15 protein-coding genes are annotated in these 14,934 nt (G+C 36.8%); all 15 read left to right on the top strand.

All coding sequences use genetic code 11. The features are described from left to right. The first annotated feature begins 12 nt into the window (after positions 1 to 12). The 15 genes from mraY (at position 13) to QDN89_RS05380 (ending at position 14,900) form a co-directional block, all read left to right on the top strand. Complete coding sequence (mraY, locus tag QDN89_RS05450; RefSeq protein WP_280769082.1) at positions 13 to 990, top strand: phospho-N-acetylmuramoyl-pentapeptide-transferase; 978 nt, start codon at positions 13 to 15, stop codon at positions 988 to 990. Then, positions 987 to 2,351 carry a UDP-N-acetylmuramoyl-L-alanine--D-glutamate ligase gene (murD, locus tag QDN89_RS05445; protein ID WP_280769081.1) on the top strand — a complete coding sequence of 455 codons (1,365 nt, stop codon included), beginning with the start codon at positions 987 to 989 and terminating at the stop codon, positions 2,349 to 2,351. The genes mraY and murD overlap by 4 nt, the downstream gene beginning before the upstream one ends. 83 nt (positions 2,352 to 2,434) lie before the next feature. Beyond that, a complete protein-coding gene (gene spoVE / locus QDN89_RS05440) occupies positions 2,435 to 3,532 on the top strand; it encodes a stage V sporulation protein E (protein ID WP_280769080.1) in 1,098 nt (365 codons plus the stop codon). Positions 3,533 to 4,089: 557 nt separating this feature from the next. Continuing rightward, complete coding sequence (murG, locus tag QDN89_RS05435; RefSeq protein WP_280769079.1) at positions 4,090 to 5,205, top strand: undecaprenyldiphospho-muramoylpentapeptide beta-N-acetylglucosaminyltransferase; 1,116 nt, start codon at positions 4,090 to 4,092, stop codon at positions 5,203 to 5,205. 11 nt (positions 5,206 to 5,216) lie between these two features. Further along, on the top strand, positions 5,217 to 6,116 hold the full coding sequence (gene murB, locus QDN89_RS05430; RefSeq protein WP_425335377.1) for a UDP-N-acetylmuramate dehydrogenase: 900 nt from the start codon (positions 5,217 to 5,219) through the stop codon (positions 6,114 to 6,116). Between the two features lie 124 nt (positions 6,117 to 6,240). After that, positions 6,241 to 7,038, top strand: coding sequence for a cell division protein FtsQ/DivIB (locus QDN89_RS05425; RefSeq protein WP_280769077.1), 798 nt, complete (start codon positions 6,241 to 6,243; stop codon positions 7,036 to 7,038). Next, complete coding sequence (locus tag QDN89_RS05420) at positions 7,028 to 7,732, top strand: DUF881 domain-containing protein (RefSeq protein ID WP_280769369.1); 705 nt, start codon at positions 7,028 to 7,030, stop codon at positions 7,730 to 7,732. The genes QDN89_RS05425 and QDN89_RS05420 overlap by 11 nt, the downstream gene beginning before the upstream one ends. Then, positions 7,729 to 8,427, top strand: coding sequence for a DUF881 domain-containing protein (locus QDN89_RS05415; RefSeq protein WP_280769076.1), 699 nt, complete (start codon positions 7,729 to 7,731; stop codon positions 8,425 to 8,427). The genes QDN89_RS05420 and QDN89_RS05415 overlap by 4 nt, the downstream gene beginning before the upstream one ends. Position 8,428: 1 nt before the next feature. Then, positions 8,429 to 8,782, top strand: a complete 354-nt coding sequence (locus QDN89_RS05410) for a small basic family protein (RefSeq protein ID WP_280769075.1) — start codon at positions 8,429 to 8,431, stop codon at positions 8,780 to 8,782. A 148-nt stretch (positions 8,783 to 8,930) separates the two neighbouring features. Further along, positions 8,931 to 10,220, top strand: a complete 1,290-nt coding sequence (gene ftsA / locus QDN89_RS05405) for a cell division protein FtsA (protein ID WP_280769074.1) — start codon at positions 8,931 to 8,933, stop codon at positions 10,218 to 10,220. Between the two features lie 48 nt (positions 10,221 to 10,268). Further along, positions 10,269 to 11,423, top strand: a complete 1,155-nt coding sequence (gene ftsZ / locus QDN89_RS05400) for a cell division protein FtsZ (protein WP_280769073.1) — start codon at positions 10,269 to 10,271, stop codon at positions 11,421 to 11,423. A gap of 334 nt (positions 11,424 to 11,757) precedes the next feature. Beyond that, positions 11,758 to 12,669: a sigma-E processing peptidase SpoIIGA gene (gene spoIIGA / locus QDN89_RS05395; RefSeq protein WP_280769072.1), complete on the top strand. Its 912-nt coding sequence runs from the start codon at positions 11,758 to 11,760 to the stop codon at positions 12,667 to 12,669. Positions 12,670 to 12,681: 12 nt separating this feature from the next. Next, complete coding sequence (sigE, locus tag QDN89_RS05390; protein ID WP_280769071.1) at positions 12,682 to 13,401, top strand: RNA polymerase sporulation sigma factor SigE; 720 nt, start codon at positions 12,682 to 12,684, stop codon at positions 13,399 to 13,401. A gap of 130 nt (positions 13,402 to 13,531) precedes the next feature. Then, positions 13,532 to 14,317, top strand: a complete 786-nt coding sequence (gene sigG, locus QDN89_RS05385; RefSeq protein WP_280769070.1) for an RNA polymerase sporulation sigma factor SigG — start codon at positions 13,532 to 13,534, stop codon at positions 14,315 to 14,317. Positions 14,318 to 14,624: 307 nt separating this feature from the next. After that, on the top strand, positions 14,625 to 14,900 hold the full coding sequence (locus QDN89_RS05380; protein ID WP_280769069.1) for a YlmC/YmxH family sporulation protein: 276 nt from the start codon (positions 14,625 to 14,627) through the stop codon (positions 14,898 to 14,900). Positions 14,901 to 14,934: the final 34 nt, after the last annotated feature.

The following is a 14,934-nucleotide window of genomic DNA, read 5'->3' as shown; positions in this document are numbered from 1 at the left end:
GGAGTTCCTTTCATGTTGGAACAAGGGTTGTTATTTACATTATTATTATCATTTTTATTAACGGTGTTTTTGTCACCGATTTTTATTCCGTTTTTAAGAAAGCTGAAATTTGGTCAAAGTATTCGAGAAGAAGGGCCAAAATCTCACCAGAAAAAAACGGGTACCCCAACGATGGGGGGGCTTGTCATTATTCTTTCCATCGTTTTATCTTCATTGGTTATGGCAGGACAATTCCAGAACATTGGTGTTGAAGTTTGGCTATTGCTTTTAGTTACTGTTGGATTTGGATTGTTAGGTTTTTTAGACGATTATATTAAAGTAGTGAAAAAAAGAAACTTAGGATTAACATCAAAGCAGAAATTTTTAGGGCAAGTAGCCATTTCAGTCATTGTTTATGTTGTTCTGCAGCAAACAGGTTTATCTACAGAAGTTCACTTGCCTGGAACAAACTTTGCTGTTGACTTTGGGTGGCTTTATCTGCCGCTTATTATTGTTATGCTTGTAGGTGCAAGTAATGCAGTGAATTTAACAGATGGACTTGATGGATTAGTAGCTGGAACTGCTGCGGTTGCCTTCGGTTCGTTTGCTATTATCGCTTATTCTACAGATATGCTGACAGTGTCATTGTTTTCTATAGCCGTTGTGGGATCTGTATTAGGGTTTCTAGTATTCAACGCTCACCCTGCTAAAGTTTTTATGGGAGATACAGGGTCACTAGCTTTAGGTGGCGCGCTGGCGATGATTGCTATTTTAACAAAAATGGAATTATTACTCGTTGTTATCGGTGGGGTTTTTGTTATTGAAACACTATCGGTTATCATCCAAGTCATCTCGTTTAAAACACGAGGAAAGCGGGTATTTAAGATGAGTCCTCTTCATCATCATTATGAACTTTCTGGATGGAGCGAGTGGCGAGTTGTAGTGACGTTTTGGTTGATAGGTATAATTTTTGCAATTACAGGTGTTTATTTAGAGGTGTGGATTTCATGAAAATGATTAATAAATTTCAAAATAAAAATGTCCTTGTATTAGGTTTAGCAAAAAGTGGCACAGAATCTGCAAAACTATTGCATAAGTTAGAGGCAAATGTAACAGTAAATGACCAAAAACCTTATGAAGAAAATATTCAAGCACAAGAAGTAGAAAAAATAGGTGTGACTGTTATTTGCGGTTCACATCCTGATCTACTCGTAGACGATACATTAGATTATTTAATTAAAAATCCAGGGATTCGATATGATCATCCGTTAGTAAAAAAAGCGATAGAAAAAAACATACCTGTTTTAACGGAAGTAGAACTAGCATTTCTTATATCGGAAGCAGAAATGATTGGAATTACAGGATCCAATGGTAAAACGACAACCACGACGTATATTGGTCAGATGTTAGAAGGTGGCGATAAAGCTCCTCTTCTTGCCGGGAATATTGGCGAAGTAGCATGTGGGGTTGCTCAACAAGCTACTGTTGAAAATGAAATGGTCATGGAGTTATCTAGTTTCCAATTAATGGGGGTGGAAACTTTTTCACCAAAGGTTGCTGTGTTATTAAACTTTGTCGAAGCCCACCTTGATTATCATGGGTCTATGGATGCTTATATAGAGGCAAAAAAGAATATATTTAAGAACCAATCAAACGATGATTATCTAATATACAACGCTGATGATCCGATTGTTGCAGAAGTTGTTAAGAGTGGACAAGCTCAAAAGATTCCTTTTTCAACAGAGCAAATGATGCCAGATGGAGCATGTATCATCGACGGTTGGCTGACTGTGTTTAATAAACAGCTTATTCCTGCAAAGGAAATGTCCTTACCAGGAGAACATAATATCGCTAACGGTTTAGCAGCAGCAGCAGCAGCGCTATTAGCAGGAGGAAAGATTGATCAGATTCGCCATGTGTTGAGAACATTTGCAGGGGTTCAGCATCGATTACAATATATTGGAGAACTGAATAACCGGAAGTTTTATAATAACTCCAAAGCAACGAATGTCCCAGCCACTATTACTGCATTGAAAGCATTTAAAGATCCTGTTGTACTAATTGCAGGGGGATTGGACCGTGGCCTGTCGTTTGATGGGTTAATACCACTTTTATCTGAACATGTAACGTCAATGATTACATACGGTGAAACGAAAGATAAATTATCGGATGTGGCGAAGCGAGCAGGTGTATCAGAGGTGATGATGGTTGATTCACTTGAAGATGCTACGAAGAAAGCATACGCTCACTCAAAACCGAACGATGTTATTTTATTATCTCCTGCTTGTGCGTCATGGGATCAATTTAAAACGTTTGAAGAAAGAGGTAACATGTTCACAACAACGTTTCATAACATGAAAAGTGGAAAATAGCAGTCATGTTTGTCCAAGTTAATCATACGAATAGGTAATAGAAACCCTCTATCGGGGTGATGATGAATCGAGGTGGATTCCTATTGCCTAAAGTACGAACGACTCCAGACTTTGTTTTGACTGTTGTGACGTTTGTTCTAGTAATTATTGGAAGTGTTATGGTTTATAGTGCCAGTGCAGCATGGGGTGAGTATCGATTTGAAGACCCTTATTTCTTTTTAAAGCGTCAATTATTTTTTGTTGTAATTGGGTTTATTTCGATGTTTTTTATGATGCAAGTAGACTATTGGCGGTTGAAAAAAGTTTCCAATAGCGTACTAATTATTTGCTTTATCTTACTAATTGTAGTGTTAATTCCTGGTGTAGGTTTGGTTCGAGGTGGTGCACAAAGTTGGCTTGGAGTGGGCGCATTTTCGATTCAACCTTCGGAGTTTATGAAGCTCGCGATGATACTCTTTTTGGCCAAGTATATTGCTAAAAATCAAAAATATATCACAACGTGGCGAAGAGGATTAATTCCAATTTTTTCATTAATTTTCTTAGCGTTTGGTCTGATTATGCTTCAACCAGATTTAGGTACAGGTGCTGTAATGGTTTTAACTTGCGTGATATTAATTTTTGTCGCAGGGGCAAAACTATCCCATTTTTACTTTTTAGGAGCGATTGGTTTAGCAGGACTGGTAGCATTGATTATTTCAGCACCTTATCGATTAGAAAGAATCACATCTTTTTTAAACCCTTGGCAAGACCCGCTGGGGAGTGGCTTTCAAATCATTCAATCGTTATTTGCTATTGGCCCTGGTGGAGTGTTAGGTTTAGGTCTAGGACATAGTAGGCAAAAATATTTCTACTTACCGGAACCACAAACGGATTTCATTTTTGCGATTTTGGCAGAAGAACTAGGTTTTTTAGGTGGAAGTTTTGTACTTGTATGTTTTGCCATTTTATTATGGCGAGGATTGAGAATTGCCATTCATGCCCCTGATTTATATGGAACACTATTTGCGACTGGAATCATCAGTATGATTGCGATTCAAGTGATGATAAATATTGGTGTAGTTATTGGTTTAATGCCAGTAACAGGGATCACATTACCTCTTCTTAGTTACGGTGGTTCATCGTTAACACTTATGTTGACGACGATTGGTATCTTGTTAAATATAAGTCGACATATTCGGTAAAAAATGGAAGTGCCTTTTCTTAACAGGCTGTCAAAAAGTATTTATGTTGAACATGCTTTTATATAACTAGGTTCGAAATCCGTTTCTTTTCTGTGAAAGTGGCCGCCTGTTGCTCTTTTGAGTAGCTGATCACGTATATCGAGATGGTATAAAAAACGAGTCAGGTGGATATATCCTGGCTCGTTTTTCTGAATGCGTAATGGCTAAAAAGCAGTCTCTTTTAAAGCGTATTTTTAATAAATTGTTGAAGTTACGTTAATAAAATGGATTGTTTGGAAATTAAATCAAAAAAACTACAGAATTAGCTTAAATTTCCCTTGGTCTTCGGTTAGAATAAGAATGGTTATACTTTTAATTGTACGGTGTTAAATCTGGCATTATTACCGTGTGATTTTGAAAACGATCATAAATTGTATGAGTGCATAATATATAATAAGTCTTCCAAATCATTACGTAAAGATACGGGCTTCTTTGAAAGTTGTGAGAACCGTATGATTGTTCACCAAATGAAAATAATAACTGAAATGAAATATTAATGGATTATGTAGGAGGATCATATGAAAATACTAGTATCTGGTGGAGGCACAGGTGGCCATATTTATCCAGCCATCGCGCTCATTCGCCATCTAATAAATCAAGATGAATCAGTAGAGTGTTTGTATATTGGAACAGAGAACGGCCTCGAGTCGGATATTGTTCCAAAAGAAGGAATCCCGTTGAAAACGGTCAAAATATCAGGGTTTAAACGAAAGGTATCAATAGAAAACGTAAAAACGGTATTTCGTTTTTTCAATGCCGTCAGTAAATCAAAGAAGTATATTAAAGAGTTTCAACCAGATGTTGTTATTGGAACAGGCGGTTATGTATGTGGACCAGTTGTTTACGCAGCAGCTAAGCAAAATATTCCAACGATTATTCATGAACAAAATAGTGTGCCAGGGCTTACCAATAAATTTTTAGCAAAGTATGTGACAAAGGTTGCTATTTCTTTTCCTGACGCTGCCTCATTTTTCCCGAAAGAGAAGGTTGTAATGACTGGTAATCCGAGGGCAAGTGAAGTAGTGAAAGGTGACTATTCAAAAAATAAAAATAGACTTATTGAACTTGGATTAGACCCAACTAAGAAAACAGTTTTAGTCGTTGGTGGTAGTCGTGGGGCAAAGCCGATCAATGATGCAATCATGAGTACGCATGATCAGTGGAAGGATAAGGATTACCAGTGTCTCTACGTAACTGGAGACGCTCATTATGAAAAAGTGAAAGAGCAGTTCGATCTTCAAGAAAATGACGTTAAAAACCTTGTTTATGTGCCCTATATTCACGATATGCCCGCTGTATTAAATGAAGTTGATTTAATTGTTGCCAGAGCAGGTGCGACAACGTTGGCGGAAATTACGGCATTAGGTTTACCATCCATATTAATTCCGAGTCCTTATGTTACAAATAATCACCAAGAAAAAAACGCGCGCTCATTAGAAAAAGAGTCTGCAGCAAAGGTTATACTAGAAAAAGAATCTTCACCAGAAAAGTTAATGGAAGAAATAGATCTTATATTAAATAACGAGCAAACGTGGCTCTCTATGAAAAAAGGCGCCCTTCGTTTAGGAAAACCAGATGCATCTGAAAATTTGGAAAGACTTATTTATGACGCGATAAAGGGTGGAAAGAAATGAATGAAAGAAAAATAAATGAGCTTAGTAAGAAGTTGGAACAACAGAAATTAGGTTCCATTAAACTAAATGAACCATTAAAACATCATACAACTTGGAAAATAGGTGGGCCAGCAAGAGTTTTTTTTGAACCTGATTCATTAGAAGGACTTCAAGAAGGATTGAAATTAATTTCAGCTTACTCCTTACGTTGGTTTGCTTTAGGAAGAGGCTCAAATATTCTCATTTCAGATAAAGGAATTGATGCGGTTGTTATTAAATTAGGAGATAATCTTGCTAACCTACATCAAGAAGAGTCAATAGTGACAGTAGAAGCAGGGCATTCTTTGATTAAATTGGCGACGATCATGAGTAAAAAAGGTTATTCAGGATTAGAGTTTGCCGGAGGTATTCCAGGCTCTGTAGGTGGTGCTGTGTTTATGAATGCAGGGGCTCATCAAACAGAGATGTCAGATATTCTCACAAAAGCTTTGATATTAATGCCGAATGGTGAATTCAAGTGGATGTCTCGAGATGAATTAGGGTTTGAGTATCGAACGTCTATCCTTCAAGAAAATGGAGGGATTTGTATCGCAGCTCAATTGCAATTGATTAAAGGAGATTTGCAGGAGATTCGCGAAAGGTTACAGAAGAACAAAGCGTATCGCAAAAATACACAACCATGGAAAGATCCGTGTTGTGGAAGTGTATTCAGAAATCCATTACCTATGCATGCTGGTAAAATAATTGAAGAATTAGGGTTGAAAGGGTATTCCATTGGAGGGGCGAAAGTGTCTGAGTTGCATGGGAACTTCATTGTAAACACTGGAGAAGCAACTGCTAAAGATGTAATAAACCTGATTGAAGAAATAAAACAACTAGCATGGAAGCATTATGGTGTTCAAATGGAGACAGAAGTGGAGCAAATTATGTAAACGTAAGTTAAAACTTAGCGGTTCGTTCTTAATAGATAGAACTTGTGAAAAGAATTCCCTTTAGTTATAGGGACAATGTCTGTTTTCTCGTTTGATTGCTTGCTATACAATGGAGGAAAGACTTATGAAAGAAAAAAAAGTAGTTGAAATTGAAGAAAGAATACCTAAGCTTAAAGAACGAAGAAAACAGAGAACAAACAGACGATTGATTTTTTATGTGTCGATTTTTTTCTTCTTAATGTTGATGATTGTCTATTTTCAAAGTTCATTTAGTCAAATTCAGCACCTGAAAATTGAGGGGAACGTTTTTGCTTCTGATGAATGGATTGAGACACAATCACAATTACTTGAAGAAGTAAGTATGTGGAATATAAATGAGAGTGACATCTCGAAGCGAATTTCAGAGCACGATGCAATAAATGAGGTGTCGATTTCTAGAGAGTGGTTAAATACAGTCGTATTAAGGGTAAACGAGTTTGAAAGCATTGCCTACATTCGGGACGATCAATCCTATTTACCAGTGCTAGAATCAGGAGAAATATTTGATAGTAATCAAGAGTCGAAGGTAACACCGCATGATGCACCAATTCTTCATGATTTTGAAAATGAAGAAGCAAGAAAAACAATGGTGAGTCAGTTAACGGAAACATCGACAGGAATGCGGAATCGAATATCTGATATTTTTTTGGCGCCCGTAGAAAATGACCCTTATCGATTGACAATTTTCATGAATGATGGCTTTGTTGTAAGCTCTACAGCTAACAACTTTGCTGAACGAATAGTATCTTATCCATCTGTTGTAGAGCAGTTGGATCCTGACGTAGCAGGAATTGTTCATATGCGTATAAACCCTTATTTTGAACGTTTTGAGACAGAAGAGGAAGAGGAAGAGGAGGAAGAAGGTTTTGAGAGTGAAGGGTAGTTACGCTATTTTCTCTTTTGTTCTTTTCGTTTTAGGATTTTTGATCATATTAAGTTTTCAGTTTGTAAATGAAACAGGAAATAGTGTTCACTTATCTGATTCTCAATGGGCTGCAGAAGAAGAACTGAGAGAAGAAATTCTTGAGGAACAGCAGTTGAATCGTGAACTTACAGAAAATTTAAGAGAAGTACAAGGTCAAATTAAATTGATTGAAGATGAGATTTCTAATCAAGAACGAATATTCTTTAATATCGTGGAAGATATTGACCGTTTAAGAATGGTTACTGGACAAGTGGGGGTTAAAGGAGAAGGGATTAATGTCACGCTAGCAGATGCTGACTACGTCCATGGCGAAGAGAACCCAAATAATTATATAGTCCATGAACAGCATATTCAGCTTGTTGTGGATGAATTGCTAGTTGCTGGTGCAGAAGCTGTAGCAATAAATGGACAGCGAATTAACCATCAATCTTATATTCAATGCATTGGACCTGTCATTGAAATAGATGGAGAAATTTCTTTTGCCCCGTTTGAAATTACTGCTATTGGTGAAAAGGATACATTAGACGAATCGTTAAACCTTATGGGTGGAGTAAAAGACCAACTTGTGAATGAAAATGTTCAAGTGCGGATCCAGAAACAAAATGAAATCGTATTAAGTCCTCGTTTTTCTGAAAGCGGCGAAGAGTCATGAAGATTCGAATGATATTATATACGTTTCTTACGACAATGATTGGGTTATTAATAGCGGTTCTGTTTCAATCGAACAGTGAGCCAGATTCTCGTGATACGAGAAATATTGGAGAACTCCGCCAAGCGTTAATTTCAGAAAGAGAAACCCAACAAACGTTAAATGAAGAGTTAAATCGTCAGATGGAAATTTTGTATCAATTGGAACAAACAGAGGACGTTGAGTTGGTCATGGGGGATGTGATGGAAGATTTGCAAGAACAAGCAGGGTTGACAGAAGTAACAGGATCTGGATTACTTATTGAAATAGACATTGTTTTTGATGAGAACTACACAGGTGGAGGAATTAAGTCAGTGCCCCCTTATTTACTTCGCTTACTCATAAATGAATTAAATATACAAGGTGCACAACATATTGCAATTGGAAATCAACGAATTGTTTCAACAACAGCTATTCGTGAAGCTAATGGACGTACATTAGTGAATGGTAATTGGTTAAGCCAATTTCCAATTGAGATTAAAGTCATTGCAGATGATCCTGAGTCTATCCATCATGCGATGATGTCTTCTCAAGCTAGTGATCTTTTTAATTATGATAATTTTCGATTTTCGTCTACCCCAATTGATAATTTGACGTTACCTTCATTTGATAAAAATTATCGAGTTCGGTTTATGGAACCTGTTCAGGAGGATTCCTAGTATGTGGTTACCTTTAATAGGACTATTGCTTGGACTTTTACTAGGCTTTTTTACAAATGTAAATATTCCTGAACAGTACTCGATTTACTTGGGAATGGGCTTTTTGGCTGCTTTCTCTACGCTTTTAGGGGGAGCACGAGCACAGTTTGATAATGAATTTGATGAGAAGATATTTATCACTGGTTTTTTCACAAATCTCATCCTTGCGATTACTTTAGCTTTTCTCGGTGTTCATCTTGGTGTAGACTTGTATTTAGCGGCAGTTTTTGCATTTGGAGTTAGAATTTTTCACAATATCGCGCTCATTCGACGAATGTTGTTGAAAAATTGGTCGAATAAGAAAGAAAATGAATGAGTTATGAGCGGGAAATCAAATGATTTCTTCATTTAAAATGAAGAAAAAAGAGGAAATGAACAATATTTGTTGAATACATTTCTTAATGAAGTAAATAAGTAATTATTTTTAACAATTCAATCGTATGTTTTGAAGGAGGTGCCAGCCAATGAACAATCATGATACATATGTAACATTAGATATCGGAACATCTTCCGTAAGAGTCATCATTGGAGAAATGACCAATGGCTCATTAAATATTATTGGGGTAGGCGAATCAAGTTCTGAAGGAATTAAAAAGGGATCAATCGTTGATATTGATGAAACAGTTCAGTCGATCCGCAAAGCTGTAGAAAAAGCGGAAAGAATGATTGGTATGAGTATAAAGCACGTGATTGTTGGTGTGAATGGCAATCATATTCAGCTTCAACGCTGTCACGGTGTAGTAGCTGTTTCAAGTGAAGATAGGGAAATAGGAGATGAAGATATTACGAGAGTAATAGATGCTGCTCAGGTCATTTCCATTCCTCCAGAGCGTGAGATCATTGATGTTATTCCTCGGCAATTTATTGTGGATGGGTTGGATGAAATTAACGATCCAAGAGGGATGATCGGTGTTCGTCTTGAAATGGAAGGTACGATTATTACCGGTTCAAAGACGATGCTACATAATTTACTTCGATGTGTGGAAAAAGCAGGTCTGCAAGTTGCCGACATTGTATTGCAACCATTAGCAGCAGGTTCTGTTGCCTTATCTAAGGATGAGAGAAGTTTAGGAGTCGCGCTAGTCGATTTAGGTGGTGGATCTACTACTATATCGGTTTTTGAAGGTGGAGTCCTACAAGGTACGAGCCAAATAACTGTTGGTGGCGATCACATAACGAATGATATATCTGTTGGTTTTCGCACATCTACAGAGGAAGCAGAAGAAGTTAAAACTTCTTTTGGACATGCTTTTATAAGTGATGCCTCCGATGATGAAACGTTTGAAGTTTCGGAGATAGGTAGTGATCAAAAGCAGGAATTTTCACAATGGCAGCTAGCGAACATTATAGAACCTCGTTTAGATGAAATGTTCCAGCTTGTTTTAAAAGAGATTCATCGTTTAGGATATCAAGATTTATCTGGAGGCTTAGTCTTGACAGGTGGAACGGCAAAAATGCCAGGTGTTCTTGAACTTGCAAGAGATGTTGCTCAGAAAAATGTTCGGGTAGCCATTCCTGATTATATTGGTGTAAGAGAACCTCAATTTACAAATGGGGTTGGTCTGATTACGTTTGCGCATCGAAATGTTCGCATTCAAGGAAAAGAAATTAAAACAGGGTTGGAACCAATCCAAGAAGGTAAGGCAAAAGCCGAACCACGTCGTAAAGAAAAACCAAAACAGCAAAAAGAGTCTAAAAACAGTCCTGGAGTAAAAAAGAAAGTATCGAATATGTTTAAAATGTTTTTTGAGTAAAATCAGCATCATTGAGATGTGGAACGAACTCGGATTGGGGGATCGAAAATGTTAGAATTTGAAATGGATATGGAACAATTAGCTACAATTAAAGTAATCGGTGTAGGTGGTGGCGGTAGCAATGCCGTAAATCGCATGATCGAAAATGGATTACAAGGTGTAGACTTTATAGCAGTTAACACTGATGCTCAAGCTCTTCATCTATCAAAAGCGGATCATAAGCTCCAATTAGGTGGAAAACTTACTCGTGGTTTAGGAGCAGGTGCGAATCCAGACATTGGTAAGAAAGCAGCAGAGGAAAGTCGAGATCAGTTGGAAGAACAGCTAACTGGCGCAGACATGGTATTTATCACAGCAGGAATGGGTGGAGGCACAGGAACAGGTGCTGCACCTGTTATTGCAGAAATTGCAAAAGAAGCAGGAGCACTAACTGTAGGTGTTGTTACTCGGCCGTTTACGTTTGAAGGTAGAAAACGTATGCAACAAGCTGCAAATGGAATTGCTGCTTTAAAAGAAAAAGTAGATACGTTGATTGTTATTCCTAACGATCGATTGTTAGAAATTGTTGATAAAAACACGCCGATGCTTGAAGCTTTTAGGGAAGCGGATAATGTTTTACGCCAAGGTGTTCAAGGTATCTCAGACTTGATTGCAGTGCCTGGTCTAATTAACTTAGACTTTGCAGATGTGAAAACGATTATGAGTGAAAAAGGATCTGCTCTCATGGGGATTGGTGTAGCAACAGGAGAAAGTCGAGCGGCAGAAGCTGCGAAAAAGGCCATATCCTCACCGTTATTAGAAACGAGTGTAGATGGCGCTCAAGGTGTTCTAATGAATATTACGGGAGGAACCAACTTAAGCTTATTTGAAGTTCATGAGGCAGCTGAAATCGTCTCTTCCGCTTCAGATAGTGAAGTAAACATGATTTTTGGTTCCGTTATCAATGAAAATTTAAAAGATGAGATTGTCGTAACGGTAATAGCTACAGGTTTTGAAATGCAGCAACAAGAAAAGCCAGTTGCTTCATCTCGACCTTCTTTATCTCAACAACCGAAGCCGAGTCAGCCAAATTCTCCCTCGAGAAATGAAGCGGCTTCCACTCAAGAGCCACAGAAGTCTTCTGCTAATCACTCTCCTTCCTCAGAAGAAGAAATGGATACGTTAGATATTCCTACGTTCTTGAGAAATAGAAGAAATCGTTAACTATCTATTTGTATCACTTATAAGGTGTATGACCAAGCAACAAGGTCATACACCTTATTTTTTTATGTCTACATTCGAGTTGCTATAGGAAAGTTGTGGTAAGACAGATTTGAATCTAATAGATAAACATTAGTTATAAGTTAATCGTCTATTATTTTCAATGGGGAAAAATGGATATTTTATGCTTTTAGTTGTTAGATTTGAAGAGACTAAAAAGAGTGACAAAAACATCTAAAAAAACAGAAAATAAGTTTGTTTATCATGTCAAAAAGTGACAGACTTAGTTGTTTTTGTGAGCTATACTTATCTGTAAATTCAGAGGTGGACGGTGGCAATGATGACAATTTATTTAGATATCATTTGGTTACTAAATTTTTTAATCGATTTGCTTCTGCTCATGTTAACCTCTTTCGTTTTAAAAAAGAGAACGACGAAAAAAAGGTTGGTCCTAGGTGCTTTGTTTGCCTCAATGTATATTTTCTTTTTATTTTATCCCGGTGGAGAATTCATGACTCATCCGATAATGAAAGGAATATACTCGATTTTTATTATTTTAATTGCGTTTCGTTTTCAACACATTCAATCATTTGTCCAAGCGTTATTGATGTTTTATTTTGTGAATTTTGCTGTTGGAGGAGGCCTTATTGGACTTCATTTTTTTCTTCAAGTTGATCAGTCATTCATTCAAGGAACTTTTGCGACCAGAGGTAATCAATTTGGGAGCCCAATTAGCTGGTTGTTTGTTGTAGTAGGTTTTCCTCTAATGATTTTCTATGCTAAAAATAGATTTGATGCTTTAGAGTCAGTGAAAATTCGCTACGATGAAACAATGGATGTTCATTTAGAAATTGATGAGGAAATCTATGAATTTAAAGGGTTTATTGATAGTGGAAATCAACTAACAGACCCGTTCTCACAAAAACCGATCATGATTCTTGATATGACAAAATTATCGACCCGTTTACCAGAAGATTTCGTTCAACTTTCAAAGCGAAAACCTGAAAATTTAACAGATATTCCGGATCACTATGCTGGTCGAATTTCACTCGTTCCATATCGAACGATCGGAAAAGAGCAACAGTTTTTGTGGACAATCAGACCCGATAAAATAATTGTATATGACAGTGGAGAAGGGTTTGATTGCTCAAAAACTCTCGTTGGATTAAGTACGATTTCTCTTGGTGAAGACGGAGAACATGAATGTCTCCTTCATCCAAAGATGATGCAAAAACGAAAACATGCTTAAGGAGGAGAAGTAATGAAAAAATATACGATTCGTATAAAACTTTGGTGGTACCAAATAAAAATCAAATTGGGTTTAAAACCAAAAGAAGTATTTTACATAGGAGGAAGTGAAGCACTTCCTCCGCCTTTATCAAAAGACGAGGAAGCTTATTTATTAGGTAAATTGCCTGATGGAGATGAATCAGTCCGTGCAGTTTTGATTGAACGCAATTTACGGCTTGTAGTGTATATTGCAAGAAAATTTGAAAACACAGGTATTAATATCGAAGATCTTATTAGTATAGGAACCATAGGACTGATCAAAGCAGTAAACACATTTAATCCTGAGAAAAAAATTAAGCTAGCTACTTACGCATCAAGGTGTATTGAAAATGAAATTTTGATGTATTTAAGGAGGAATAATAAGTTACGTTCAGAAGTTTCTTTTGATGAACCATTGAATATTGATTGGGATGGCAATGAGCTTCTTTTATCAGACGTATTAGGTACAGAAGAAGATATTATTACGAGAGGCATGGAAGAAAAAGTAGACAGAAGATTATTAGTTAAAGCTTTGCTGTCATTAAATGATCGTGAAAAACAAATTATGGAACTCCGATTTGGTCTTGCTGGTGAAGAAGAAAAAACTCAAAAAGATGTCGCTGATATGTTAGGTATATCACAGTCTTATATTTCCAGATTAGAAAAAAGAATTATTAGACGTCTTCAAAAAGAATTTAATAAAATGATTTAGCTTGAGTGAGCCATTCTCCCACATAGCTTAGCACACTTTTTCGACTAAGTTCATCCAAGTGAACCTGCATAAATTTCCCTCCTGAGGAGATACTGAATTTGTAACTTATCTCCTGATGGGAGGGAAACCATTGTCACGAAATAAAGTAGAAATTTGCGGTGTTGACACGTCCAAGCTACCTGTCTTAAAAAACAAAGAAATGCGTATCCTTTTTAAGCAAATGCAAGAAGGTGATCCAGAGGCAAGAGAGGTATTAGTCAATGGAAACTTACGCCTTGTACTAAGTGTGATCCAACGATTTAATAACAGGGGTGAGTATGTTGATGACCTTTTCCAAGTTGGTTGTATTGGGTTAATGAAATCAATTGATAATTTTGATCTTGGACAAAATGTCAAATTTTCAACTTATGCAGTACCGATGATTATTGGTGAAATTAGACGCTACTTAAGGGATAATAATCCGATTCGAGTCTCTAGGTCGTTACGCGACATTGCTTACAAAGCTTTGCAAGTAAGAGATAATTTGATGAGTGAAAAGAAGAGAGAAGGAGAGCCAACGGTACAAGAAATTGCGAAAGTGTTAGGGGTACCAAAAGAAGAAGTAGTGTTTGCTTTAGATGCCATTCAAGACCCAGTATCATTATTTGAACCAATCTATAATGATGGTGGAGATCCTATTTATGTGATGGATCAAATAAGTGATGATAAACTAAAAGATGTAAATTGGATTGAAGAGATTGCTTTAAAAGAAGCAATGGTTCGGCTTAATAGTCGAGAAAAAACGATATTAGATATGCGCTTTTTTCAAGGGAAAACACAGATGGAAGTGGCTGATGAAATTGGTATTTCACAAGCCCAAGTGTCTCGTCTAGAAAAAGCAGCGATTTCACAAATGAATAAATATGCTGGAGAATAACCTGTGATATCACAGGTTATTTTTTTGTATAGATCGTAGGTTTGATGAGAGAGTAGATGATGATCTAGTTAGCTTAGCATACAAATTTGTTAATGGGAGGGTCATAAATCTTGTGAGAGGCCAAGCTGAGGGGGGTTAAAAAAGCGTGCGTCTTGTACTCATAGGAAGATCGTTTTCTTGATGGTAAAAAGAAGGGTCATATTTTAAATGAATTTCACTTGATAGATTGACTAACTTTATGATTATATCTGACCTTTACGAAGCATAAGATGAAGGTAGAACGAACGTGATGAAAGGGGATAAAATAATGTTAAACATGTCAGAACTTCAGTCTAAAGATATTGTAAATTTAGCTGATGGAACGCTATTAGGTCATTTAACAGATATTGATATTAACCTAGAGTATGGGCGAGTAGATGCGATTGTTATAGGTGGGGGACGTATGAAAAGCTTATTCCATAAAGATGAAGAGACAATTGTACCTTGGAAAAATATTGTGAAAATTGGGTCTGATGTTATTCTTGTGCGCTTAGATAAAAAAGGTGTCGTATCAGACCCAAATATTGGCGATTTCCAAAAATAATGGCATAATATAGAGATAGAGTAGGACAAACTCT

This window comes from Salipaludibacillus daqingensis, from assembly GCF_029891575.1.
Lineage (GTDB): Bacteria > Bacillota > Bacilli > Bacillales > Salisediminibacteriaceae > Salipaludibacillus > Salipaludibacillus daqingensis.
This window is presented reverse-complemented; position numbering and strand designations above follow the sequence as displayed.